Annotated in this window: 19 protein-coding genes; 8 read left to right on the top strand and 11 right to left on the bottom strand. The window is 66.9% G+C overall.

Annotated features, from left to right (window positions below):
• Window positions 1-24: 24 nt before the first annotated feature.
• Window positions 25-1188, top strand: a complete 1164-nt coding sequence (locus tag KA712_01670) for an aminotransferase class V-fold PLP-dependent enzyme (protein ID MCG5051645.1) — start codon at window positions 25-27, stop codon at window positions 1186-1188.
• Window positions 1189-1213: 25 nt separating this feature from the next.
• Here KA712_01670 and KA712_01665 read toward each other — a convergent pair whose 3' ends face one another.
• Window positions 1214-2824, bottom strand: coding sequence for a protein kinase (locus KA712_01665; GenBank protein ID MCG5051644.1), 1611 nt, complete (start codon window positions 2822-2824; stop codon window positions 1214-1216).
• On the opposite strand from KA712_01665, the gene KA712_01660 reads away from it, so the two are divergent.
• Window positions 2823-3650, top strand: coding sequence for a hypothetical protein (locus KA712_01660; GenBank protein ID MCG5051643.1), 828 nt, complete (start codon window positions 2823-2825; stop codon window positions 3648-3650). The two genes, KA712_01665 and KA712_01660, sit on opposite strands and share 2 nt — an antisense overlap.
• Before the next feature lie 2 nt (window positions 3651-3652).
• Here KA712_01660 and KA712_01655 read toward each other — a convergent pair whose 3' ends face one another.
• The 6 genes from KA712_01655 to KA712_01630 form a co-directional block, all read right to left on the bottom strand.
• Window positions 3653-4597 (bottom strand): tetratricopeptide repeat protein, encoded by a 945-nt coding sequence (locus KA712_01655; protein ID MCG5051642.1) that lies wholly within the window; start codon window positions 4595-4597, stop codon window positions 3653-3655.
• Between the two features lie 128 nt (window positions 4598-4725).
• Entirely contained in the window at window positions 4726-6729 is a 2004-nt protein-coding gene (locus KA712_01650) for a hypothetical protein (GenBank protein MCG5051641.1), read from the bottom strand.
• 56 nt (window positions 6730-6785) lie between these two features.
• Window positions 6786-7802: an alpha/beta fold hydrolase gene (locus KA712_01645; protein MCG5051640.1), complete on the bottom strand. Its 1017-nt coding sequence runs from the start codon at window positions 7800-7802 to the stop codon at window positions 6786-6788.
• Window positions 7799-8647: an HAD-IIB family hydrolase gene (locus KA712_01640; protein MCG5051639.1), complete on the bottom strand. Its 849-nt coding sequence runs from the start codon at window positions 8645-8647 to the stop codon at window positions 7799-7801. Before KA712_01640 ends, KA712_01645 begins: the two co-directional genes overlap by 4 nt.
• Complete coding sequence (locus tag KA712_01635) at window positions 8644-9117, bottom strand: hypothetical protein (protein ID MCG5051638.1); 474 nt, start codon at window positions 9115-9117, stop codon at window positions 8644-8646. Before KA712_01635 ends, KA712_01640 begins: the two co-directional genes overlap by 4 nt.
• Window positions 9114-9662, bottom strand: a complete 549-nt coding sequence (locus KA712_01630; GenBank protein ID MCG5051637.1) for a hypothetical protein — start codon at window positions 9660-9662, stop codon at window positions 9114-9116. The genes KA712_01635 and KA712_01630 overlap by 4 nt, the downstream gene beginning before the upstream one ends.
• A 309-nt stretch (window positions 9663-9971) precedes the next feature.
• Here KA712_01630 and KA712_01625 point away from each other — a divergent pair, with 309 nt between their 5' ends.
• The 3 genes from KA712_01625 (at window position 9972) to KA712_01615 (ending at window position 11800) form a co-directional block, all read left to right on the top strand.
• Window positions 9972-10289, top strand: a complete 318-nt coding sequence (locus tag KA712_01625; GenBank protein MCG5051636.1) for a (2Fe-2S) ferredoxin domain-containing protein — start codon at window positions 9972-9974, stop codon at window positions 10287-10289.
• Between the two features lie 106 nt (window positions 10290-10395).
• Entirely contained in the window at window positions 10396-11274 is an 879-nt protein-coding gene (gene prmC / locus KA712_01620; protein MCG5051635.1) for a peptide chain release factor N(5)-glutamine methyltransferase, read from the top strand.
• A 22-nt stretch (window positions 11275-11296) separates the two neighbouring features.
• Entirely contained in the window at window positions 11297-11800 is a 504-nt protein-coding gene (locus KA712_01615) for a hypothetical protein (protein ID MCG5051634.1), read from the top strand.
• Between the two features lie 24 nt (window positions 11801-11824).
• Here KA712_01615 and KA712_01610 read toward each other — a convergent pair whose 3' ends face one another.
• A complete protein-coding gene (locus KA712_01610; GenBank protein ID MCG5051633.1) occupies window positions 11825-13384 on the bottom strand; it encodes a glycosyltransferase in 1560 nt (519 codons plus the stop codon).
• 188 nt (window positions 13385-13572) lie between these two features.
• On the opposite strand from KA712_01610, the gene KA712_01605 reads away from it, so the two are divergent.
• Window positions 13573-15330 carry an EAL domain-containing protein gene (locus KA712_01605; GenBank protein ID MCG5051632.1) on the top strand — a complete coding sequence of 586 codons (1758 nt, stop codon included), beginning with the start codon at window positions 13573-13575 and terminating at the stop codon, window positions 15328-15330.
• On the opposite strand, the gene gltX is transcribed toward KA712_01605, so the two are convergent.
• Window positions 15331-16815, bottom strand: a complete 1485-nt coding sequence (gene gltX, locus KA712_01600) for a glutamate--tRNA ligase (protein MCG5051631.1) — start codon at window positions 16813-16815, stop codon at window positions 15331-15333.
• Between the two features lie 201 nt (window positions 16816-17016).
• Between gltX and KA712_01595 the strand changes: the two genes are divergently transcribed.
• The gene (locus KA712_01595; protein MCG5051630.1) at window positions 17017-18399 is read left to right on the top strand and encodes an MFS transporter; all 1383 of its coding nucleotides are present in this window, start codon (window positions 17017-17019) and stop codon (window positions 18397-18399) included.
• A gap of 46 nt (window positions 18400-18445) precedes the next feature.
• Window positions 18446-18994 carry a peptide deformylase gene (gene def, locus KA712_01590; protein ID MCG5051629.1) on the top strand — a complete coding sequence of 183 codons (549 nt, stop codon included), beginning with the start codon at window positions 18446-18448 and terminating at the stop codon, window positions 18992-18994.
• A 7-nt stretch (window positions 18995-19001) separates the two neighbouring features.
• Here def and KA712_01585 read toward each other — a convergent pair whose 3' ends face one another.
• Window positions 19002-19691, bottom strand: coding sequence for a response regulator transcription factor (locus KA712_01585; protein MCG5051628.1), 690 nt, complete (start codon window positions 19689-19691; stop codon window positions 19002-19004).
• A complete protein-coding gene (locus KA712_01580) occupies window positions 19688-21319 on the bottom strand; it encodes a HAMP domain-containing histidine kinase (GenBank protein ID MCG5051627.1) in 1632 nt (543 codons plus the stop codon). Before KA712_01580 ends, KA712_01585 begins: the two co-directional genes overlap by 4 nt.
• Window positions 21320-21339 lie beyond the last annotated feature (20 nt).

The raw sequence follows: 21339 nt of genomic DNA, 5'->3' as shown, positions 1-21339 counted from the left end.
TGTACGCACGGTATCTTCCCGCGAATGGCTGTTTCGCCCGAGCCCCCTTCGCCCTCCTGGCCGCAGGTGGCCCAAGACTTCGACCTTCCTCAGCAGTGCACGTGGCTCAACAGCTGCGGCATCGCCCCCATGCCGAGGCCGGTCCTGGCTGCCGTCAAGGCTCACCTGGACGCGTATGCCCACCGGGGGATCTTTGCCATGCGCAGCGAGCCCGAGCTCGAGCGCGCGATCGCGAGCCGCATCGAAGAGCTCCTCCACGCCGAAGCCGGCAGCGTGGCACCCATCCACCACACCACCGAAGGCATGACCTTCGTGAGCTTGGGTCTTCGGCTCGAGGCGGGCGCGCGCATCGCGCTCATGGCCAACGAATACCCCAGCAACGTTTACCCCTGGCAACACTGGGAGGGCAAAGGCGTCGAATTGGCTACGGTGGCCGATGGCCCCACGCCCGACGCCGTCCTGGACTCGGCACGCCAGACGCTCACGCCCAACACCCGGGTGCTGAGCGTTTCGGCCGTTCACTGGTGCACGGGCATGCCCCTGCCCCTCGAGGACCTGGGCGCGCTTTGTGCCGAACGCGATGTTTTGTTCGTGGTGGACGGCGCGCAAGGCGTGGGACACGTTCCCATCGACGTGGCCGCGCAGGGGATCGGCGTGCTTGCGTTTTCGGCCTGGAAATGGCTCATGGGGCCGCTCGGCCTTGGGGGCCTCTACATCAGGCCCGATCTCGTGGACCGCTTGGCCTTTCCCTTCAAAGGCACCGGGTCCGTGGTCGACGATCAGGTGTATCTGCCCTACCGCGACGCGATCAAGGCGGGCACGAGCCGTTACGTGCTGTCCACGCCCAGCTTCACGGATTGGGCTCACTTCGATGCCAGCTTGACGTATCTTCGCCAGCTGGGCCTCGAGGCGGTACGCGCACGCGTCCAGCAGCTCGCGGATCACTTGGCCGCAGGGCTCAAGGCCCTGGGCTTCACCCTCGCGCGGGACGCGTTCGCGCCGGCGCGCTCTGCCATCGTGGCCGCCCGCCACTCGAGGATCGAGGCCAAACGTTGGGTCGAGCTTTTGGCGACCCGGAACATCGTGACGGCCGAGCGTCTAGGATGGCTGCGCATGGCGCCCCACGTGCACCTGACGGAAGACGACCTCGACCGTGTGCTGCAGACCCTCGCCGCGATGACGGAGTAGGCTTAGCGGCCGTACGCAGCGGGCCTCAGTGAGGCCCGTCCGTGCGCGCCGTCGGGTTGTAGAGGTGGTTCGGATGGGGGCGCTCCTTCGTGCCCGCGCTGGTCGCGCGCGGCATTGCCAGATCGCCTTCGAAGGTGGGGCGAGACAGCGGCGTGGCCGGGGCCGCGGGCACGGGTGCGGACGCAGGCGCATGCGCAGGCAGAAGTTTGACGGAGCGCCTTCGCAGCTCGACCGTCTTTGGGGTAGACCCTTCCCGCGCCGGCGCGGGGGCTGCGGGCTCGAGCGAGGACCACGCCCAAGCCGCCCCCTGCCCCGGACGAGCCCGCGACGATGCATCTCCTGAGGCGGGCGAGACCCTGAGAGGAGAAAGAGCGGGAGCGCGGGCGGTAGGCGGTTGAGTCACGGGGCCAGGGCTCACGAGCCACGCCACGCACACCGCAAGCCCAAGCCCCGTGCTCACGAGCCAAGGGCGCAGCGCACGCAGCCGCGGCACTCCGCGGCCCGCCACGGCCGCGCTCACCTTGGTCAGCGCAGACCATGCCGGGCGCGCCGTGGCGTAGCGATCGGCCCGCGCGGGGGACTGGCAAGTCGCGGTCACGCGGGCGGCCCACCGCACAGCCGTACTGTTTCCGAACCGCTTGACGAACCCGTCTTCGATCTCGTCCGGTTCGAGCGTACGCACATGTCCCAACGCCATCTCTTGCAGAACCTTGCCCATCGAAAAGACGTCGTCGCGCGGATCTCGCTCGCCGGCGCCTGCCAGTTGCTGCGGGGACATGTAGCCCCGCGTGCCCATGACCCGGGGCCTCGACACCCGCTCGGTCATCAGGCCCGCAAGCCCGAGATCCATGACGACCGCGATCTCGGGCTCACCCGTTTGTGGCCGCGTCAGAAATACGTTGTCACTCTTGATGTCCCGGTGAACCACCCCGGCTTCGTGGATGGCGGCGAGGCCCAAGGCGATCTCGAGGCCGTACTTGACGAACTCCTCCAGGGTCAGGCCCCCCCGCGCGCGCACGCGATGCCCCAACGTCTCGCCTTGCAGGTATGACATGGTCAGGAACGGGACGGCCGTTTCCTGCCCCGGTGCGGCGGTCTTCGAGGACATCCGGTGAACACCGAAATCGAGAATGCGGCACACGTGACGGTCTGTGATCCGCCGGGCCATCTGCACCTCGGCCTTGACGAGCCGCACGGCGTCCGTGTCGTCCAGCCCCGAGCAGGGCAAAGTCTTGAGAGCCACCTCTTCTTCCAGGAGGCGGTCGAACACCAGGTAGACCTCGCCCATACCGCCCCGGGCGAGAAAACGCCGGGTCACGAAGCGCTCGGCAACCAGATCGCCGGGACGAAAGGTGGTGAGGCCCCCGGCGTCTCGCATCCCGGCCCCGTCGAACGACCTGGTCTGGTCCTCCCCCCAAGGCGAAGCGCGCAGAGACTCCGCCACCAAGATCCGACAACGATCGCAGCGTTCGATATGTGCCAGCCCAGAGGCCGCAGGGCCGGGCGCTTCGCTGAGAAGCGTCAGCACGTCGTCGGCCGAAAGGCAAGCGTCAGTGGTGTTAGACAGAAGGGGCCGTCCCTCGCTGGTCGGTCGTGCTAAACCGTAGCCGAACTCCTGGCCTGCGCGTGTCGACATGGACGATTCACCTCTCGAAACCGAAGCAGCCTACCAAAGCGGACAGCACGCATGGCCTGACTTTGTGCTGCCGATGTCCGACTTCGTCGCGCACGTGCGGCGCAACGGCATTTCGGCGGACCGGCTGGCGACCTTTGCGGCGGACGTCTTCTGGGCGGCGGCGCTCGCTGGCGGCGACCGCGCAGCCCTGGCGGCATTCGACGCGCAGATCACCGCGCGCGTACCCAGCTTTCTCAGGCGGTTCGCTCCGACCCGCGAGACAGTCACCGAACAAACGCAGCTGCTCCGCATCAAGCTCTTGACGGGCGCGGACGCCAGGATCGGCAGCTACGCGGGGAAGGGGCCCTTGCTGGCCTGGGCCCGGGTCACGTGCGTCAATCAATTCCTGGATGCAGCCGGCCCCCTCGTTCGAGGCGAGGTGACTCTGGAGGACGTCTCGGAGCTATCGGACGGGCGCGACGACCCGGAGCTGCGCATGCTCAAGCACCAGCACGGCGTGACCGTACAGCGCGCGTTCGAGGAGAGCCTGCAAAGCTTGTCGGCTCGCGACAAAACCATCCTGCGTCTTCATGTCTCGGACCGGCTGGGCATCGACGAAATCGGGCGACTTTACGGCGTTCACCGGGCCACGGCCGCGCGGTGGATCTTGGCCATACGGCAAACGATCCTGGACAGCGTGCAGCGCTTCGTGGGCGTGCAGCTAGGAGGCACCAACACCAGCGTGCGAAGCCTCGTGAAGCTGTTTCGCGACGAGATCCACCTGAGCGTCGATCGGCTGCTCGACTTGCCCAAGGGCTCGTCTGCGGTGAGGCCCGAGGCCCGCTGATCTCAGAAGTTCACGGCCAAGCCGGCGTGGCGAGGGCCCGCCTGCACAGACCAGGAGCGCCAGGGCGCCCACATGAAGAGGCTTGCGCTCAGCAGCGCACCCGACGTGGCGCTCAACAGAAGCGCCGACCAGTCCGCACGGTTCTCCAGGGTGAGCGCGCGTCGTTGGCGCTGCTCGAGCTCCGCGTCGCTCGGGGCGGGCGCGCCATCGACGCTGACCAAAGCCGTACCCTCGCGGCGGATAGCGATCGCATCGGCTTCGCGTCCATAGCGGGCGGCCCGCTCGCGCACGAGCACACTGCCCACCGCGGCGAAGAGGCCCAGCGTCAACGTGGACGCCACGGCCACGCGGTGCCAATGCCCCGACGCACCGACATCGGCCGTGGTGGACTCCGAGGGCCCCTGACGCGGGGCGGGCACTGCGGGCGCCGGCGGCGGCGCGAAGACGGACGGGGCTTGCGGGGCAAGGCTGAGGAGGGGGGCTTCCGCGACCGGTGCCTCGACGGGGACCGCCCCGGTGGCAGCCACGGGCGCTTCGGGATTGGCAGCAGCTGTGCCCCCCGGGCACTGCGCCTCGAGCGCCGACACGTTGGAGGCCGCCGCCACTGCATTGGGGTGGCCGGGAGCCAGGCGCAGGAAATGGCTATACACCTGGAGCGCCTGACGACACTTGCCAAACAAACGGTACGCTTGCGCTACGTTGAAAAGAAACCCGGGATCTTGTGTCTCTTCGTAGGCACGACGGAAGAGCACGATGGCTTCTTCGTATTCACCAAGCTCGTAGTGAAGCTTGCCCTGGGCGAACAGCCGTTCGGGATCCGAAGGAGCGCCTGCCGCCGTGGGCTGCGTCTCGACGGCAGCTTCCGCCGCCCCTACGGGCGCAGGGTGCAGGCCGGCGGAACTGAAGCACAGCCCGACGACGAGGCCTGTTCGTAATTTGGCGCGCATCTATGGAAGGGCGCGAATCTAGCATGGAGCCGCCTCCTGGCGGGGGGGGACCCGAGCACTGCGTGGATGCACCCGGGGGGCGTCCGGCGAACGAGGGGGTTCGCCGGGACGCCACCGCCCCTCGGGGGTCAGCGGGGGCTTGCGGCAGGGCCGTCGCCGCTGGGCACGAAGGCCGGGTCGGACGACAGGAGCAGGCGGTCCACCTTGTAGTTGGGCTCCCGGCGGACGAGGCGCACGCTTTGGTTGCCCGCGCTCGCCACTGTCACCGTGCCCAGCGACTTCCAAACCCACGCCGCCGCCGAGCCGACGTTGTCGAACAACGTGGAGGTCGTGCCGTTGAGAGATGCGAACACGGAGTTCGACGAGCCGTTCGCGGCGAAGCGGCGCACCCAAACGGTGAACACGCCCGTGCTGGGAACGAACACGTCGTAGCTCAGCGCTGCGCCGTTGCTCTCCGAGGCCAAGGAAAAGGAGGCGCTCACCGTATCGACGTAGCTGCCCACCGCGCCGCCCAGGGCGCCGCCGGGGGTCCAGGAAACCCCACCGGGATCCAAGGTGGCCACCTGCGATGAGAACGTCTCGGCTTCCATGACCGCCAGGCCGCCAAGAGCGATGGCCCGAGGACGGCTGCGGGGAGCCTCGGCCAGCGTCTCGTTGAGCCGGCTCGCAAAGCCCGCGTCCGTGGTGAGAACGATCTTGTCGACTTTGTAGCCATCTTCACGGCGGCGCAGCGAAAGCGTGTGCGTACCTGCGCTGAGCACGGTGTTCGTTGCGTTTTGCACCCATCGCCAGCCCGACGATGGGCCCGCGTTGTCGATGCGGGTGCCGAGCGCCAGTCCATCGACGCCCACGATGGCCGAATCGTCGCTCCAGGTCGAGGCGGCCACGCGCATCCACACGCGGTAAGTCCCGGGCAGCGCGACCGACACGTCGTAGGTCAGCTCGGCCGCGGTCTCCCAGGTGCCGAGTGCAGCGTGGGTCTCGACGGTTTCCACGTAGGCACCGCCCGACGCCCCCGCCACGCTCGTGGCGGTGCTCCACTTGTGAACGTCGCCGCGGCTGCGGCTCTCTTTGTAGGTCTCGGCCTCGATGACGATGTCGCCGGTCGTGGGCGCAAAGAGCTGATCGTTGGCCACCTTGAACTCGTCCATGAACACGGACCATGAACAGCGAGAGTCTTCCCGGCTTTGGCCCCCGAGCCAACGCACCGTGAAAATGCCCGGGCCGAGGTCTTCCTCGAAGTACTCCCACGAGGTCGTCAGGAGCCCCGTCACACTGGCGATCTGCGTGCCGGCCTCGTTGAAGACGCCCATCATGTGAATGGCGCCATCTTCCGGCAGATCCGTTTTGGCCCAGAAGGAGAGCTTGCCGGGCCCCACGACCTTCGTTTCCGTCTCGACCGAGGGACCACCGCCAAAACACCAGCCGTTCGCGTGCGTGATCTTCATGGAGCCGAACCCATCATGCGATTCGGTCGACTTGCTGACGCCACCGTTGCCAGGAAAAACCACCCAGCGTCCCGGCATGTCTGCCCCGGCTTCTACCGTTGCCACGGGAACGATCGGCAACACCTGGAACTCGTCGACGAACACGGACCAGTCACAGCGGGAATCCTCGGCGCTCCGCGCGTCGGTCCACATCAGCTTCTGCGTGCCTGGGCCGATCTCGACCTCGTACGTGGCGAACGTGTTCGAAGCAATGAGGGTCTCACTGACCTTCGTATCGTTGGCATCGAACACCACGAACTTGTGGGCCAGAGCGGCCGCAGGCGCATCGGACTTCGCGACGAAACGGACGACACCGGGCCCCTGCACCTGTGTCAGCAAGGCGTTCGAGGCGATGCCGCTATAGCACCAGGCGTTGCTATGCCGGAGCTTGGCGGCGGTGCGACCGCTCTCCGCCACGGCCGTGATGCCCGTGTAAAGGCCACCCATGTACCACTCGAGCGGTTCGCTATCCGCAGCCGTCAGCGCGCTGATGACATCGGAATCGGCGTTGTAGAATTCACCGTTCGGTGAGATGAGAGCCAACGACTGCAGGGTCGTTTCCTCCGCAGACGGGGCCCCACAGCCCCCACCGAGTGCACCCATGGCCAAGCAGGGCGCCAGAAGCATCGCGATTCGTTTCGACATGATTTGTCCTCCGCTTGGTGGACGACGCCGCGGAGGAATGTCGCACGAAAAAACGCTCAGGACGCGAACGACGCCTGAAAGCGCCTCTGAAAATGCGCGTCGAGGAAGGCAAGCGTGGTGGGCTCGACGTGGTAGCGCAAGCGCCAGGGCCACCCAGAAAGAAAGCCTGCATGTCCTCCGCGCGCGTAAAGACGCAGCTCGAGGTGCGGGTTGGCCTCGATCGCGTCCATGGGTATGACGGTGTGGGGAATGAAGGGATCGTCCTTCGCGCTGACGAGACACGTGGGCACGGGCACACGCGACAAGTAGGCGGCTGAGCTATTGCGGGCCCAATAGTCGGCGGCCGAAGCGAAGCCGAACAGAGGCGCAGTGACGAGCTCATCAAACTCACGAAAGGTGCGGCAGGCCCGCACGGCCTCCGCGGTAAATGGCGTGGGGAACCGTGTGGCCACATGAACCGCCTTGAGTTTGAGCGACCTCAGAAAATGCTTGCGATAAAGACGCGAAAAAAACGTCTCACCGTCGAGGCGCGCGGCACAGGCTGCCAAGTCGAAGGGCACGGAGACCGCCACCGCGGCGATCAAGGGACAGGACTCGGCGCGCTCGGCCATCCACTTGAGAAGGGCGTTGCCCCCCAGCGAAAAACCACAGGCCGCGAGAGGCACGTTGGGCCATCGGTCTTGCAGGTGCTTCACGGCCGCATCGATCTCGTCGGTTTTTCCCGAGTGGTAGAGCACCGCGCTTTGCAACATACTAGGGCCGCACGAACGGAACTCGAGCACGGCGCCGTTCCACCCCGCGGCCTCCACGGCCGCCAGCAAGCCTCGCACGTAAGGCGAGCGCGCCGAGCCTTCAAGCCCGTGGAGCAGCAGCACGCCGGGCGCGCCAGGCCGCAGGGGCAAGCTCACGAGATCCACGACGCCCTCACCATCGGGGCGGGGCAAGGCCAGCCGCTCGAGCTGCAGACGAGGGGGACGGCGCAGAAGCGAGGGCCAGATCGTCTGCACGTGGGCGTTACGCAGACCGAACGCCGGCATGAACCCCGAAGAGCGCTCCCGAACCCGAGCTTTCATGACGCCCCGGCGCGGTGGCGAAGAAGCCACGACGCCGCCTCTGCAAAGCCGGCCCCCCGCGGCGCGTCCGTGACGAACGCGGGCGGTACGGGCAAACGCGGCAGGTGCGCGCGGACATTCGCCACACCCACGGAGAGCGGGAAATACGCAAACGCCGCAGCGTCGTTGCCACTATCACCCACGAACATCCAGCGCGCCCGATCCGCGGCCACATCGTCCCCCAGGGCCTCGGCAGCGGCGCGCACCAACCCGCGGGCCTTGTCCCACGTGCCGAACACCGCGTGGGCATGCACGCTCGAGACCGAGCAGCGCGCTCCGGCGGCTTCGATCGCGGCCTGTAGGCGGGCGAGGGTGGCCGGCGCGATCGCGGCGGTCTCACCCACGTCGAAGGCCACATCGCAACGGCGCGCCCGCTGATCCGAAGCCAGCAACACATCGGGAAGCGTACGGGCCACTTCCGTACAGAGCGCGGCCAAACGACGTTGCTGGTCTGCCCGGACCTCGGGAGGATCGAAGTATCCTTCGATGAACTGCGCCGACGCGGGCCCCGCCCGGTACACCCAGCCTGCGCCGTTTTCGCCCACCGCCACATCCACCGGCCACTGGCGCGCGACCACGTCGGCCCACCCGAGGGGCCGCCCCGTCAGCGCAATCAGGCGCAGCCCCGCCCGGGCGAGGCGCCACAGGGCGTCGTAGGCCTCGAGCTCCAGCCGGCCGTCGGCGGTCACGGTGTCGTCGACATCGAAAGCCACCCCGCGCAGGGCCCGGCACGCCGCCGGTGCCATCGCCGTCAGCGGCTGCAGGCGTGGCCCCCAGGCCTCGGGCTGGCCCTCGGACGCGCTCATCGGCGCGACCGCGGGGTGTCTAGCCACACGGTCAGACCCGCGGCCGCGAGCAGCCCCAGGTTGCGCAGGAGAGTCAGGCCCGTGATGGGAGCTTCGGCACCACCAAAGCAGCCACAATCGATGTTGATGCCTCTGAAATAGGCAGAGCCCACCGCCACCGTGAACATGGCCAGCATGATACCAATCAAGGTGGCGGCAGCGTGGCGCCAGGGTCGAGGCAACACGACCAAGGCCAGGCCCGCCACGATCTCGATCGCAGGCAGCATGGCGGCCACCGCCGACACGCCCTCACGCATCAGCTGGTAGTTCGAAATCTCGAGCGCGAAGCGCGAAGGGTCTCGGGCCTTCAGAAAACCGGCGAGCATGAACAGCCCGCCCAAACCCAGACGCAAGAGGAACGCGAGAACCGCGCGCCCCGTTGGCCCCCCGTCCCTTCGCAAGGAAACGACCGCCTGCGTGCCTTGACTCACGGTACCGCCTCCCCGGGGGCATGTTCGTGGCGCCCTTCGGAGCACTCGGGACACGGCCCGGAGGAACACGCGAAGCCCGCTTGATCCCAGGCCGAAAACCCACCCTCGATGACGGCCACGCGCAAGCTCGTGTTGCTGTTCCGGCGGCGCAAACCATCGGCTACCGCCAACGCGTCTTCGGTGTCGTCGCCATAGACCACCACGGTTTTCCGATTTTGCAGGATCCGAGGCACCTCGGAGGCCAGACCACCCGGGGCCGCGCACGGCAGATGGACCGCGCCCGCGACGTGCCCAGCGGCAAACGCCGTGGACGACCGCGCGTCGGCGACCAGCACCGTGGGATCGGCGCACAGGCTGTTGGCCTGCTCCGGGGAGAGGCGTTCGACGGGACGAACCGCATCGGGGGCCTTGCAGACAGCGGCAGGGGGCGCGGCCCGCAAGGCCACCCCGTCAGGCCGCAGGCCGTTCAGGATGAGCCCCGCCAGCGCCCCGAGGATCGTCAAAAAGGCCGTACGTCCGAGCAGCTTCGCCATTTTGAGCTGCACGGCTAAGGGGCCCTCCGCCGGTCGTTCGGGCGGCGCGTGCGCGGCACGGCCTTGCCCACGCCGCAGCGCCGGCGCACGGCCGCCAAGGTCACAAGGGGCCGCCTCGCGCTGTCGCGGCCGAGGGCGGCATCGTGTCGGGCGGAGGGAAGAAGGAACATGGCAAAGCGACGAGCCGGCGCGGCCGGGTGAATGCGCTCAGCCTAGCAGGCGCGGCTGTGCGAGTGGAACCCGTCGGCCGTCTCCCTCATTCCCGGCCCGCCCCCGGCGCGTACCTGCCTCCCGCGGCTCCCCCTGCTAACCTGTGCGCCCATGGCCGAGCCCCACCTCGAGCGACACGTTTTCATTTGCACGAACCGCCGCGACCCGGCGAACCCCAAGGGCTGCTGCGCCTCGAAAGGTGCAGAAAAGGTCCGCGAAGCCTTCAAAAAGGCAGTGTTCGAGGAAGGGCTCCGCGCCACCATGCGCGCCAACGCCGCGGGGTGTTTGGACCAGTGCGAACATGGGGTCACGGTGGTGGTCTACCCCGAGCAAGTTTGGTACGGCAGCGTGACCCCGGACGACGTCTCCGAGATCGTGGAGAGCCATCTCAAAGGCGGCGTCCCGGTCGAGCGGCTGCGCATCCGGTGAGGCCTCCCTGCGGACACGCGGCTCCTGCGTGCGCCCCCAAGCGGCGGGAACGTTTCTCGGGCGCCGGCCTTGAGCCCAGCGCCTGCGGTCGTGCATGATGCCGCCGGTGTCTTCCTCGCCCCCCTCTCAGCGCCGCCCAGACTGGACCATTCTCGAGGTGCTCGGGTGGACCACGCAGCGGTTCACCGAGCGGGGCCTTTCCACCCCGAGGCTCGACGCCGAGCTGCTCATCGCGCATGCGCTCGACGCCCGACGCATCGACCTTTACGTTCGCTCGAACGAGCTGCTCACCGGCGAACGCCTCGCGGCGATTCGGGACGTGGTCCGGCGGCGGCAAGAAGGCGAATCGGTGGCGTATATCACGGGAGAGAAGGAGTTCTGGGGCTTGCCTTACAAAGTGACGCCCGACGTGCTCGTGCCCCGCCCCGACACCGAGACCCTGGTCGAAGCGCTGCTCGAACGGCTGCCCAAAGACCGGCCCGCCACGGTGGTGGACATCGGCACGGGCTCCGGCGCGATCGCCGTCGCGGTGGCGAAGGCCCGCCCGCAGGCGAAGGTGTGGGCCACGGATCAATCGGCCGCCGCCTTGGACGTGGCCCGGGGCAACGCCGCTCGCAATGGCGTGGAGATCTCCTTTCACCAGGGCCATTTGCTGGCGCCGGTTGCGTCCCACCGCCCCTTCGATTTCGTCGTGGCCAACCTGCCCTACATCCCCACGGCCGACATCGCGACGCTCAGCCTGGAGGTCAACCGTGAACCTCGGGCGGCCCTCGACGGCGGGCCGGATGGGCTCGACCTGATTCGCGAGCTCGTGGCGGCGGCACCCGCGCACCTTCAGCCCGGCGGGCTCCTGCTGCTCGAGCTCGGTCAGGGGCAAGCCCATGCCGTGGTGCAAGCCTGCCTTGCCGCGGGCCTCGAAGCGCCCTTCGTGTGTAAGGATCTGGGTGGCATCGAGCGGGTGGTGGGCGCCCGCGCCTCGACCTGACCACCGGCAAGGAGAGTTGCTCTTGGAAAAGCTGAATCGCCGCGCATTCGTCACCTGGGGCGCAACGCTTGGGCTCGCGGGGCCGCTTTGGGCCTGCCTGTCACCAGGGCAACAACGCCAAGACGCGCTTCTGCGGATCTCGCGGGAAATGAACAATGACCTGCGCTGGGGCCGCTACGAGACCGCCGTGAGTCACTTCGAGCCCGCTGCGGGCCTGGCGTTTTTGAAGCGGGTCGATCTCGTGGAAGACGATCTGGTCATCGCGGATCACGAAATGACGTCAATCAAGTTCGATGAGCCGCCCGTCAAGGCCAAGACGATCGTGCACTTCGAGTGGTACACCAAACGTGACCCCGTCGTGCACAAAACGTCCGTGGAGCAAACCTGGGAGCACCGCGAGGGCGCGTGGGCGCTCACGAAGCAGCGCAGACTCCGTGGGGAACGATTTCCGCTGGTGACCGAGCCCGCCGAGAAAACCAAGGCCACCGCAGACGCAGAGCCCTTGCCCGAACCGCCCGCGCCGTGAGGGAGCGGACGGTTCGCGACGGTGCTACTCGAGGGCCGGAGGGCTCTCGGCCGAGGGGGCCACCAGCTCTTTGATCACCGACGGCAGGCGTTGTACCGCTTGACCGAACGCCCCTTGCCACAGAGACGTAAAGCCCACGTAGGCATAGCCCGCGAAGAAGAGAAACACGAAGGGCACGGACAGGAAGTGCCCGTTGTTGATGGCCACGGCCAGGGTGAGCGCGAAGTAGAGCGCCATGCCCACCTCGATAAAGGGCGTCACCGACTTGGCGGCGCGGTACTTCTTGGTGCTCCAGCTCTCGAGCCGCCCCTTCACCCCGTGCTTCGGAGTGCGGACGAACTCGGTCTCTCGGCCCAAGACCGCCTCGATCACGGCCCGGGTCTGGTTGATCGACAGACCGATGCCGATCGAGAGCACGAGGGGCAGCCGCCGGAAGGCGCGCCACATACGGCCAGCCGCCGTCGTCCCCTCCATGCGCGCGATCTCTCGCTGAGAGCACACGTAGAAAGAGGCGATGCTCATGGTCGTGCCGAAGAAAAGCGGCAGATCGATGAGGAGCACCTCGCGAATGCCGTGCGAGGTCCGGTAGGCCAAGTTCGGCAGAAGCAGCAACGACAACAGCACCAGGAGCGGGTAGGCGAAGTTGTTGGTGAGGTGGAAGAAGGCTTCGGTCTTCTGTGCAAAGGTGGCGTTCGAGCGCAGGATGGTCGGTAGCAGCTTGCGGGCCACCTGGATCGAGCCCTTCGCCCACCGGAACTGCTGCGACTTGAAGGCAGACATCTCCACCGGCAACTCCGCAGGGGTCGCCACCTCGGGCATGTAGATGAACTTCCAACCGCGCAGCTGGGCCCGGTAGGAAAGATCCATGTCTTCGGTGAGCGTGTCGTGCTGCCACCCGCCCGCCTGCGCGATGGCGGCGCGGCGCCACATGCCCGCCGTGCCGTTGAAGTTGAAAAAGCGCCCCGACCACGCGCGGCCCGCGTGCTCCATCACGAAGTGCCCATCCAGCATCACGGCCTGGGCTTCGGTGAGGGGAGAGAAGTCACGGTTGATGTGCTCCCAGCGACACTGCACCACGGCCACCTGGGGATCCGAGAACTGGTGCACCGTACGCTCGAGCACGTCGGGCTGGGGTACGAAGTCGGCGTCGAAGATCATGACCAGCTCGCCCTTGGCCGTGCGCAGGCCGTTGTCCAGCGCGCCCGCCTTGAAGCCGGTACGATCGACGCGGTGAACGTATTCTATGTCGAGGTCGGGCTCCTCCGCCCTGAGCGCCTCGACCTTCCGGCGGCAGATGTCGCGGGTCTCGTCCGTCGAATCGTCCAGCACCTGGATCTGGAAACGGTCCCGGGGGTAACGAATGGCTGCCACCGCGTCGAGCAAACGCTCAGCCACGTACATCTCATTGAAAAGCGGCAGCTGCACCGTGACCGCGGGCAACTCTTTGTAGCGGGTGTCAGCCTCGGGGCGCCGGCTCTTGTGTTTGTAGAACAAGTAGACCAGGTGCGAGCGGTGGAATCCGAAGACCGCCAAACACAGCAAGATTCCCAGATAAAGGGCAATCAGAGCACCAGAAACGTCCATGTCTTTCAAGGTACCGGGGCAATTGTCATCCGATTGTAATCAGGTGTGATTTGTTGTCGGATAACGCGCCGCAAACTCTGGTTTTCGTAGCGGCGCCCCGGAGCTGCGTCGTCGAGATGCAAAACTTGCGCCTCGGCGCCGAGGTCTGGGCTCAATGTCGGCGACCGAGATGCCGATGGTCCCCCCTCGTGAGAATCACGAGCGGCTCCTTGACGCAAGCCGTGGCCTTGGAGCCCACCGGCCCGCCCCGCCCTCCGTCACGTGCCCGCGCCCTGCTGTGTCTGGCTTCGATCGCGACCTACGCCGCGGTGGCGTGGCCCCTCGCGCGCTGGGTGGGGGAGAGCGCGTTTTTGCTCTCCTTCGTGGCCATCATCACCGCGGCCGGAGCCGGCGGGCTCGTGTGGGGTTCGGTCGCTGCGCTCTGCGCCGCTGCGGTCAACGTGCTGGTCGCCTCACGCCTCGAGCACCTGCCAACGGTCGAGATAGTGGCCCGCGGCATCGTGGGCATCCTGTCGGGTGTGGTGGTGGGTGCGGGGGTGGGTCACCTCAAGGACCTCAGCCGCCGTCTCGCGCACGAGCTGCGGGAGAAGGAGCGCATGCAGGAGGCGGCGCACTTTTTGGCGTTTCACGATCCCGTGACAGGGCTTCCGAACCGCGTGTTGCTCACCGACCGTCTCCGGCTCGAGCTGGCCCACGCCCAGCGCGACAGCTCCCGTGTGGCGGTCATGTTCGTCGACGTCGACAACTTCAAGAAGGTGAACGACACCCTCGGGCACGTGACGGGGGACGAGCTGCTCGAAAAGGTGGCCACGTCATTGCGCGGCTGCCTGCGCAAGTCCGACACGGTGGCCCGCTTTGGCGGTGACGAGTTCGTGCTCGTGCTGCCGGGGCTTCAGACCGAAGACAACGTCTCGTCCATCGCGGCCAAGGTGCTGAGGCTTCAGGACCAGCCCATCCTGCTGGGAGGCACACACAAGATCTTCGTCACGTTCAGCATCGGCGTGGCCGTGTATCCGGGCGACGGCGACGACTGCGACACCCTGCTCAAGAACGCTGACACCGCCATGAACCGCGCCAAGGCCGATGGCCGCAGGCGGCTTTACACCTTCAACCCCACGATGAACGCCAACGCGACCCAGCGCCTCGAGCTGGAGGCCGACCTGCGCCACGCCGTGGGCCGGGAGGAGCTGGTGGTGTTTTACCAACCCCAGATCGACCCTGAATCGAGCCGGGTGATCGGGCTCGAGGCGCTCGTTCGGTGGAACCACGGCGAACGGGGGCTCATCAGTCCCGCGCTCTTCATTCCCCTGGCCGAGGAAACGGGGGTCATTCAGGAGATCGGCACGTGGGTTCTGGAAGAAAGCTGCCGCCAGATCAAAGCCTTTGAGCAGGCAGGCTACGAGGGGCTGCGCATCGCCGTGAACCTCTCCCCCGTGCAGCTGCGCGATCCTCACGTCGTCACCCGCGTCGACGAAATCCTGCAGCGCACGGGGCTCGACCCCACCAACCTCGAGCTCGAGATCACCGAGGCCGTGCTGATGCAAGGTGACTCCAGCTGCCGTGAGCACCTGGCGCGGTTGCGCGCGCTCGGCATCCAGCTGGCCATCGACGACTTTGGCACGGGTTACTCCTCCCTTGCCTACCTGAAGCGCTTCCGGGTGGACGCCCTCAAGATCGATCGCTCGTTCGTGATGGACATGGGCACCGACCACAACTCGGAGACCCTGGTCAAAGCCATGATCGCCATCGCGCAGGCGCTCGGGTTGCGCACGGTGGCCGAAGGGGTGGAGACCGACGAGCAACGCCAGCGGCTGGTGGCCCTGGGCGTGGACGAAATGCAGGGCTTTTTCTTCAGCAAGCCGCTGCCGGCGGCCGAAATCGTGGCCAAGCTCACGAAGGGCAAGGTGAAGCGCAGCACGCCCCACCCCGCCCGTGCGGCCGTGTGATCAGCTGGCCGGGGCCTCGGGCAGGGTGGCCATGAACTTCAGGCATTCACGCAAGCGGTGACGCACCAGATCGCGGCCGAGCACGTCCAGGGTCTCGAAGAGAGGGGGGGTGGCTTTGCGAGCCGTGGCGCCCGTGCGCAGAAGCATGAACACCTCCTTGGGCGCCCAACCCACCTTCTCGGCAAAGGCGCGCACGCCCGGTTCGAGCACCGCGGGCGCAAAGTCACGCTGGGTGTCGAGCCACTCGACGAGCTGCTTGAGCAGGTCGACGGTCTCCTTGCGGCTGCGTTTTTTCGGGAAGAGCTCCGAGACCATGGCGGCGTGGTCCACGTCTCCCTGAAAGAAAAAGTCCGTCTTCCCCACGAAGTCCGAAAGCACGGCGATCCGCTCGCGCACCAGGGGCACCAAGCCGCGCAGGTAAGCGTCCGAGAAGCGCCAGGCCCGCAGCCGATCGACGATCTGCTGATCGTCGAGACTGCGCAGGTATTGCGCGTTCATCGCGGAGAGCTTCACCAGATCGAACACGGGACCGCCCAGGCTGACGCGATCGAAGGTGAATGCCTGGATCATTTCGTCGAGGGTGAAGCGATCGCGATCGCCCGCAATCGACCACCCCATGGTCCCGAGGTAGTTCAGCAAGGCTTCGGGCAAAAAACCCGCATCCCGGTAATAGTCGAGCGAAACGGGATTTTTGCGCTTCGAGATCTTCGATTTGTCGTTGTTGCGGAGCAAGGGCATGTGCACCCAGACCGGCGGCTGCCAGCCGAAGGCGCGGTAGAGCGCTTCGTGCTTCGGGGTCGACACGAGCCACTCCTCGGCCCGGATCACATGCGTGATCTTCATGTCGTGGTCGTCCACCACGTTGGCCAGGTGGTAGGTGGGAAAGCCGTCCGACTTGAGCAGCACCTGGTCATCGATCTGGGTGTTCTCGAAGCTGACGTCCCCGCGCAGCAGGTCCTTGACGAGGGTTTGCCCCTCGGTGGGCATCTTCAGGCGAATCACGAACGATTCGCCCGAGGCCGCGCGGGCCTCTGCCTGGGCAGGGTCGATCTCGCGGCAGTGTCGATCATAGCCCTGGAAGCCGCCGGCAGCCTGCTGGGCTTTGCGCACCTGTTCCATGCGTTCAGACGAACAGAAGCACCGGTAGGCGGTTCCGCTTTCCACCAAGCGCGCGGCAGCCTGTCTATAGAGGTCCGCTCGCTCCGACTGACGATAAGGGCCGTGAGGGCCTCCCACGTCGGGCCCCTCGTCCCACGAAAGCCCCACCCAGGACAAGGCGCGCAGAATGGCTTTTTCAGACTCGGGATGAGACCGGGTTTGATCCGTATCCTCGATGCGCAACACGAACTGGCCGCCGTGCTTCTTGGCAAAAACGTAGTTGAAGAGCGCGATGTACGCCGTGCCCACGTGAGGGTCCCCCGTGGGGGACGGTGCGATGCGGACGCGGACCGGCAACGAGGGGCCCGAGGCAGAGGGGGTGCTCATGGGCGCGCTTCTTACCACAGCCCCGCGCGCTTGGGCCGGCGCGGTGGTGCCGCCGGGGCGTTCTCCCAGGCCCGCGGGCCGGCGTGGGCAGGACCGGGCGGCGCGAACGATGGACGTTGCACGGAGCGGGCGGCGGCCCTAGCTTGAAACTGAGAGTTTGTCCTTGCCTCGCCTTCGATTTCGGGCCGTCGCGCTGCCGTCATGAGTCCTCTACGCGCCCTTACGCTCGACCCTGCGGCGCGCGCGCGCGCGATGTCACTTTCGCTGCTGGAAGCTGTCTTCTATGCCGTGATGGTGGGCGCGGGCGAGGGCTATTTCCTGGCCGATGCCGTGCGGCTCGGCGCAAACGCCCTCCAGCTGGGGTTGGTGGTGGGCCTGCCGCTCTTCGTCGGAGGGCTGGGACCCGTCATCGCCCTGCGCTTCGCCGACCGGGGCGGCGCCCGGAAACCGCTGGTGGTGGTGAGCGCGGGTTTGCAGGCCTTGTGCCTCGCGGCGCTCGCCCTGGCCGACGCCTACGCGTGGCTCACGCCCGCCTCCCTCATCGCCCTGGTGTGCCTGCACCAGGTGTTCGGCCAGGCCTGTGGCACGGCCTGGTCGGCTTGGTTCGGCGGGGTCGTGCCTGCGCCCTCGCGCGGCCAATACTTCGCCCGGCGAAGCCGCCGTGTGCAAATCGCCACGATGCTGGCCCTGCTCGCCGCAGGTGCGGTGCTCGAGGGCCTCGAGCCGGGGTCCGCGGGCAAGGTGGCGCGAGGGGTCGGTGGCAACGGCTTCGTCCTCGCGTTCGGCGTGGCGGCCCTGGCCCGGGCCGTGTCTTGCCTTCTGCTGGCCCTCTCGCCCGAGCCCGTCACCGAACCCCAAGTCGAGCGCATGAACTTCACCACGCTGCTGCGGGCGCCCGGGCTGACGAACGCGCGCCGTGTGCTCGCGGTGGGAGCCACCCTGCAGCTTGCCGTATACCTGGCTTCACCCTACTTCGGGCCCTTCATGCTCGGAGAACTCCACCTCTCGTACAGCGCGTACACGGTGGCCAACCTCGCCGTGGTCGGCGCAAAAATTCTGAGCTTGTCGTCCTGGGGAAGGGTGGTCGACGGGCACAACCCGCGCAGCGTGTACCTGCTCGCGGCTTTCCTCGTGGCCATCATCCCCTTGCCGTGGCTGTGGGCGCAGGGGCTCGGCTGGGTGATCGTGGCGCAATGCTTGTCGGGCTTCGCCTGGGGGGGGCACGAGATCGCGCAGATGGCGCTTTACCTCGACATCACCCACGCACACGCGCGTCAGCACGTCTTCGCCGCGCAGAGCTTTCTTCAGGGAACCACCCAGCTTTTGGGGACGCTCTTGGGCAGTCATTTGCTCGTTCGCTTCGAGGGGCAGTTTTGGCTGTTGTTCCTCACGAGCGCCCTGGCGCGCGCCGCGGTTGCCCTCGGCGCCCCGCGGGCCTTGGCTCACGTCGAGGTGCCCACCGAGCGCAGGCACGTCTTGCTCCTCCGCGTGATGGGACTACGCCCCGCGGGTGGGCTCGTGCACCGTCCCGTAACGCCTCCCGAGACCCCGCCCCCCGAACCGACGGAGGGGAAGACGCCCTGAATGGCCAGGTGACCTGGGGCTGGTAGAACGCCGCAAAGGAGGCCAGATGATCCTGAAGATCGTACAAACCGGGGATCCTGTTTTGCGGCAGGGCACGACCGAGGTCGAGCCAGGTCGCATTGGCTCGCCAGAGCTACAAAGACTCATCGAACTCATGCGCGCGACGATGCTGGACGCGCCCGGCGTGGGCTTGGCGGCGCCTCAGGTGGGTGTGCCGCTGCGTCTGGCGGTGCTCGAAGACCGGGCCGAGGTGATCGCCGCGCTCGATCCCGCAGACGTGCGCGCCAAAGACCGCAGGCCCGTGCCCTTCCAGGTTTTGATCAACCCCCGGCTCCGCGTGTTGGACGCCACACCGGCCACCTTCGTCGAGGGCTGCCTCAGTGTGGCCGGCTTCGCGGCCGAGGTGCCCCGGGCACAATCCGTCGAGGTCAAGGCGCTCGACCATCAGGGCCAACCGCTTTCCATCGTCGCGAGCGGCTGGCATGCCCGGATCCTCCAGCATGAGATCGATCATCTCGACGGCACGCTTTACCTCGATCGCATGAACAGCCGCACGTTCACCAACGTGCTCGCTCACCCGGGGCGTCGGTCCTGAGGGGATCTCAGGGCACCAGCTTGTAGCCGGTGCCGTAGATCGTCACGATGTGACGGGGGTTCGCGGGATCCGCCTCGATCTTCCGGCGCAGCTTCACCACGCAGTTGTCCACGGAGCGGCTCGAACCGTAGCCGGACACACCCCAGATCTTTTCCAGGATCTCCTCGCGCGAGACAGGTTCACCCACTCTTTCGTGGAGCAAGCGCACGATCTCCACTTCGTAGAACGTGAGGACGTGCGTTTTTTTGTTCTGCACCAGCTCGTGTTTGCGCGGGTACACCACCGCCGTGCCGATCGGGATCGCCTCCTCTACCGCGGCAGCCCGGTGCAACCGGCGAAAGATCGCGTTGATACGCGCCACCAGCTCGCCCACGGAGAAAGGCTTTGTGACGTAGTCGTCGGCCCCCACTTCGAGACCGCGGATCTTGTCGCTCTCCTGGGAACGCGCCGTCAGCATGATCACGGGGATCACCGAGTTGTGCTCGCGGATCTGCTCGCAGACGGAGAAGCCGTTGATGTCGGGCAACATCAAGTCCAAGATCACCAGGTCGGGGCCGCGCTCGCGCACCAGGCGCAAGCCTTCACGCCCAAGCGTCGCGGCAAACACCTCGAAGCCCTCGAACTCGAGCGCGTCGGTCAGCCCGCGCGCGATGTCGGGCTCGTCTTCGATGATGAGAATGCGTGTTTTGGGGCTCATGGGGAGGATCCCGAAGACGGTGCCGTCACGCTGGGCATCGACGCGAGGCTGGCACGTTCGGCCACGGAGGCGGGCAGGTGTACGCTAAAGACGGTGCCCACGCCAGGCTGTACGGCCCCCGTGGGCGCCTCGACCGTCACGCGGCCACCGTGGGCCTCGGCGATGTGCTTGACCAGCGATAGACCGATGCCGCTGCCCCGCACGTTGCGGTCCCGGGCGTTACGGGCCCGGTAAAAGCGATCGAAGATGCGTTCACGTTCGTCGACCGGGATGCCCGGGCCGAAGTCGCGGACCCACAAAATCACCCCGCCGGGGCGGCGGGTGATGCCCACGTGCACCGCACCGCCCTCCGCGGCGTATTTGATGGCGTTGTCCACCAGGTTCAAGATGACGAGGGTCATGGCGTTTTCGTCCATGCGCACGGGCGGCAGTTCGGGCTCGATGAACCCGTCGAGCCGCAAACGCTCCTTCTCGAGCCGGTAGCGACACAGATCGAGCGAGCGATCCAGCAACTCGGCCAGATCTCCCTCTGCGAAGTGATAGCTGGCTTTGCCCCGTTCGAGGCGCGCAAAGTCGAGCACGTTGTCGATGAGGTGGGAGAGACGCTCGGACTCTCGCGTGATGATCCCCCCATACTCCTTCACCGCCTCGGGTCCCTTGTTACGGCCCGTGGCCACCATCTCACCGAACATGCGAATGAGTGACAGCGGCGTTTTGAGTTCGTGGGAGACGTTCGCGATGAAATCGCTCTTGAGACGAGACGCACGCCGCTCTGCCAGCACGCCCAGCCACACGATGACGAGCCCCACCCCGATGATCACCGTGGACAGAATCACCAGCAGCGGCCCCAGCACCCGCTGGCGCTCGGCCTGCGCCTGAAGCGTCTCAACGTCACGGGGCGCCAGCTGCAGATCCCAGGCGTACAAGATCTTCCCGAAGGCGCGCTCGACCAAAAAGCGCTCTTCTTTCCGGGGCACCGGACCCGAGAGCAGGGTCCCCGCCACGCTTCGGCGTCGTTGATCGAGAACCGTCACGCGACGACGCTCCGCGAGGGTCGCGATCTCGGTTTCGACGGACTGGCGCACCCAGCTTTCTGCCAGCCGCAGCACCACGTAATAGCCCTTGCCGTTGTGCGTTTGTTTGCGCATGAAGGCCACCAGCGCGTCCTGCCGGTCGATGCGCTGGTGTACGAAGCGAAAACGGCCAGGCTGAATCGAAGCAAAGTCGAGAGAGCGCAAGAAGGTGTCGCGCCAGTCTTCCCGGGTGACGGGTCCGTTGTGGCAGATGATCTCGAGCCGCGCGCGGGCGTTGAAGCGCACCATGACGAAGGCGTCCGCCGCGGGCCGTGTGTTTGCCTCGCACCCCTCGGCATCACGACCTTCTTCGGGTAGGGCCAGCTTGTCGAAGAGCTCCTTCGTGACCCCGTCGACACGGGCCTCCACGGACTCGATGAGTCGACCGGCCTCCGCCCAGGCGGTCTGGCGGTCGGCGGCCTCCATCCGGCGCGACACGTCCTCGGCGTAGAGATACCCGAAGTAAGCAAGCGCCAACGCAGAGCCCACCATCGCCGGAAACACGATGGCCAGGATGACGGAGATCGGCGCACCCGCGCTGCGGTTCCACTTCACGCGCGCCCACTATACGTAAG

This window comes from Myxococcales bacterium (genome assembly GCA_022184915.1).
Taxonomy (GTDB): domain Bacteria; phylum Myxococcota_A; class Polyangia; order Fen-1088; family Fen-1088; genus JAGTJU01.
The sequence above is the reverse complement of the archived record's forward strand: the minus strand, read 5'-3'. Positions and strand labels throughout refer to the sequence as shown.

Coding starts and splice junctions, on each gene's coding strand:
- KA712_01670 (MCG5051645.1), top strand. CDS start 25: ATGGCTGTTTCGCCCGAGCCCCCTTCGCCCTCCTGGCCGCAGGTGGCC.
- KA712_01660 (MCG5051643.1), top strand. CDS start 2,823: ATGGACGATTCACCTCTCGAAACCGAAGCAGCCTACCAAAGCGGACAG.
- KA712_01665 (MCG5051644.1), bottom strand. CDS start 2,824: ATGTCGACACGCGCAGGCCAGGAGTTCGGCTACGGTTTAGCACGACCG.
- KA712_01655 (MCG5051642.1), bottom strand. CDS start 4,597: ATGCGCGCCAAATTACGAACAGGCCTCGTCGTCGGGCTGTGCTTCAGT.
- KA712_01650 (MCG5051641.1), bottom strand. CDS start 6,729: ATGTCGAAACGAATCGCGATGCTTCTGGCGCCCTGCTTGGCCATGGGT.
- KA712_01645 (MCG5051640.1), bottom strand. CDS start 7,802: ATGAAAGCTCGGGTTCGGGAGCGCTCTTCGGGGTTCATGCCGGCGTTC.
- KA712_01640 (MCG5051639.1), bottom strand. CDS start 8,647: ATGAGCGCGTCCGAGGGCCAGCCCGAGGCCTGGGGGCCACGCCTGCAG.
- KA712_01625 (MCG5051636.1), top strand. CDS start 9,972: ATGGCCGAGCCCCACCTCGAGCGACACGTTTTCATTTGCACGAACCGC.
- KA712_01610 (MCG5051633.1), bottom strand. CDS start 13,384: ATGGACGTTTCTGGTGCTCTGATTGCCCTTTATCTGGGAATCTTGCTG.
- gltX (MCG5051631.1), bottom strand. CDS start 16,815: ATGAGCACCCCCTCTGCCTCGGGCCCCTCGTTGCCGGTCCGCGTCCGC.
- KA712_01595 (MCG5051630.1), top strand. CDS start 17,017: ATGAGTCCTCTACGCGCCCTTACGCTCGACCCTGCGGCGCGCGCGCGC.
- def (MCG5051629.1), top strand. CDS start 18,446: ATGATCCTGAAGATCGTACAAACCGGGGATCCTGTTTTGCGGCAGGGC.
- KA712_01585 (MCG5051628.1), bottom strand. CDS start 19,691: ATGAGCCCCAAAACACGCATTCTCATCATCGAAGACGAGCCCGACATC.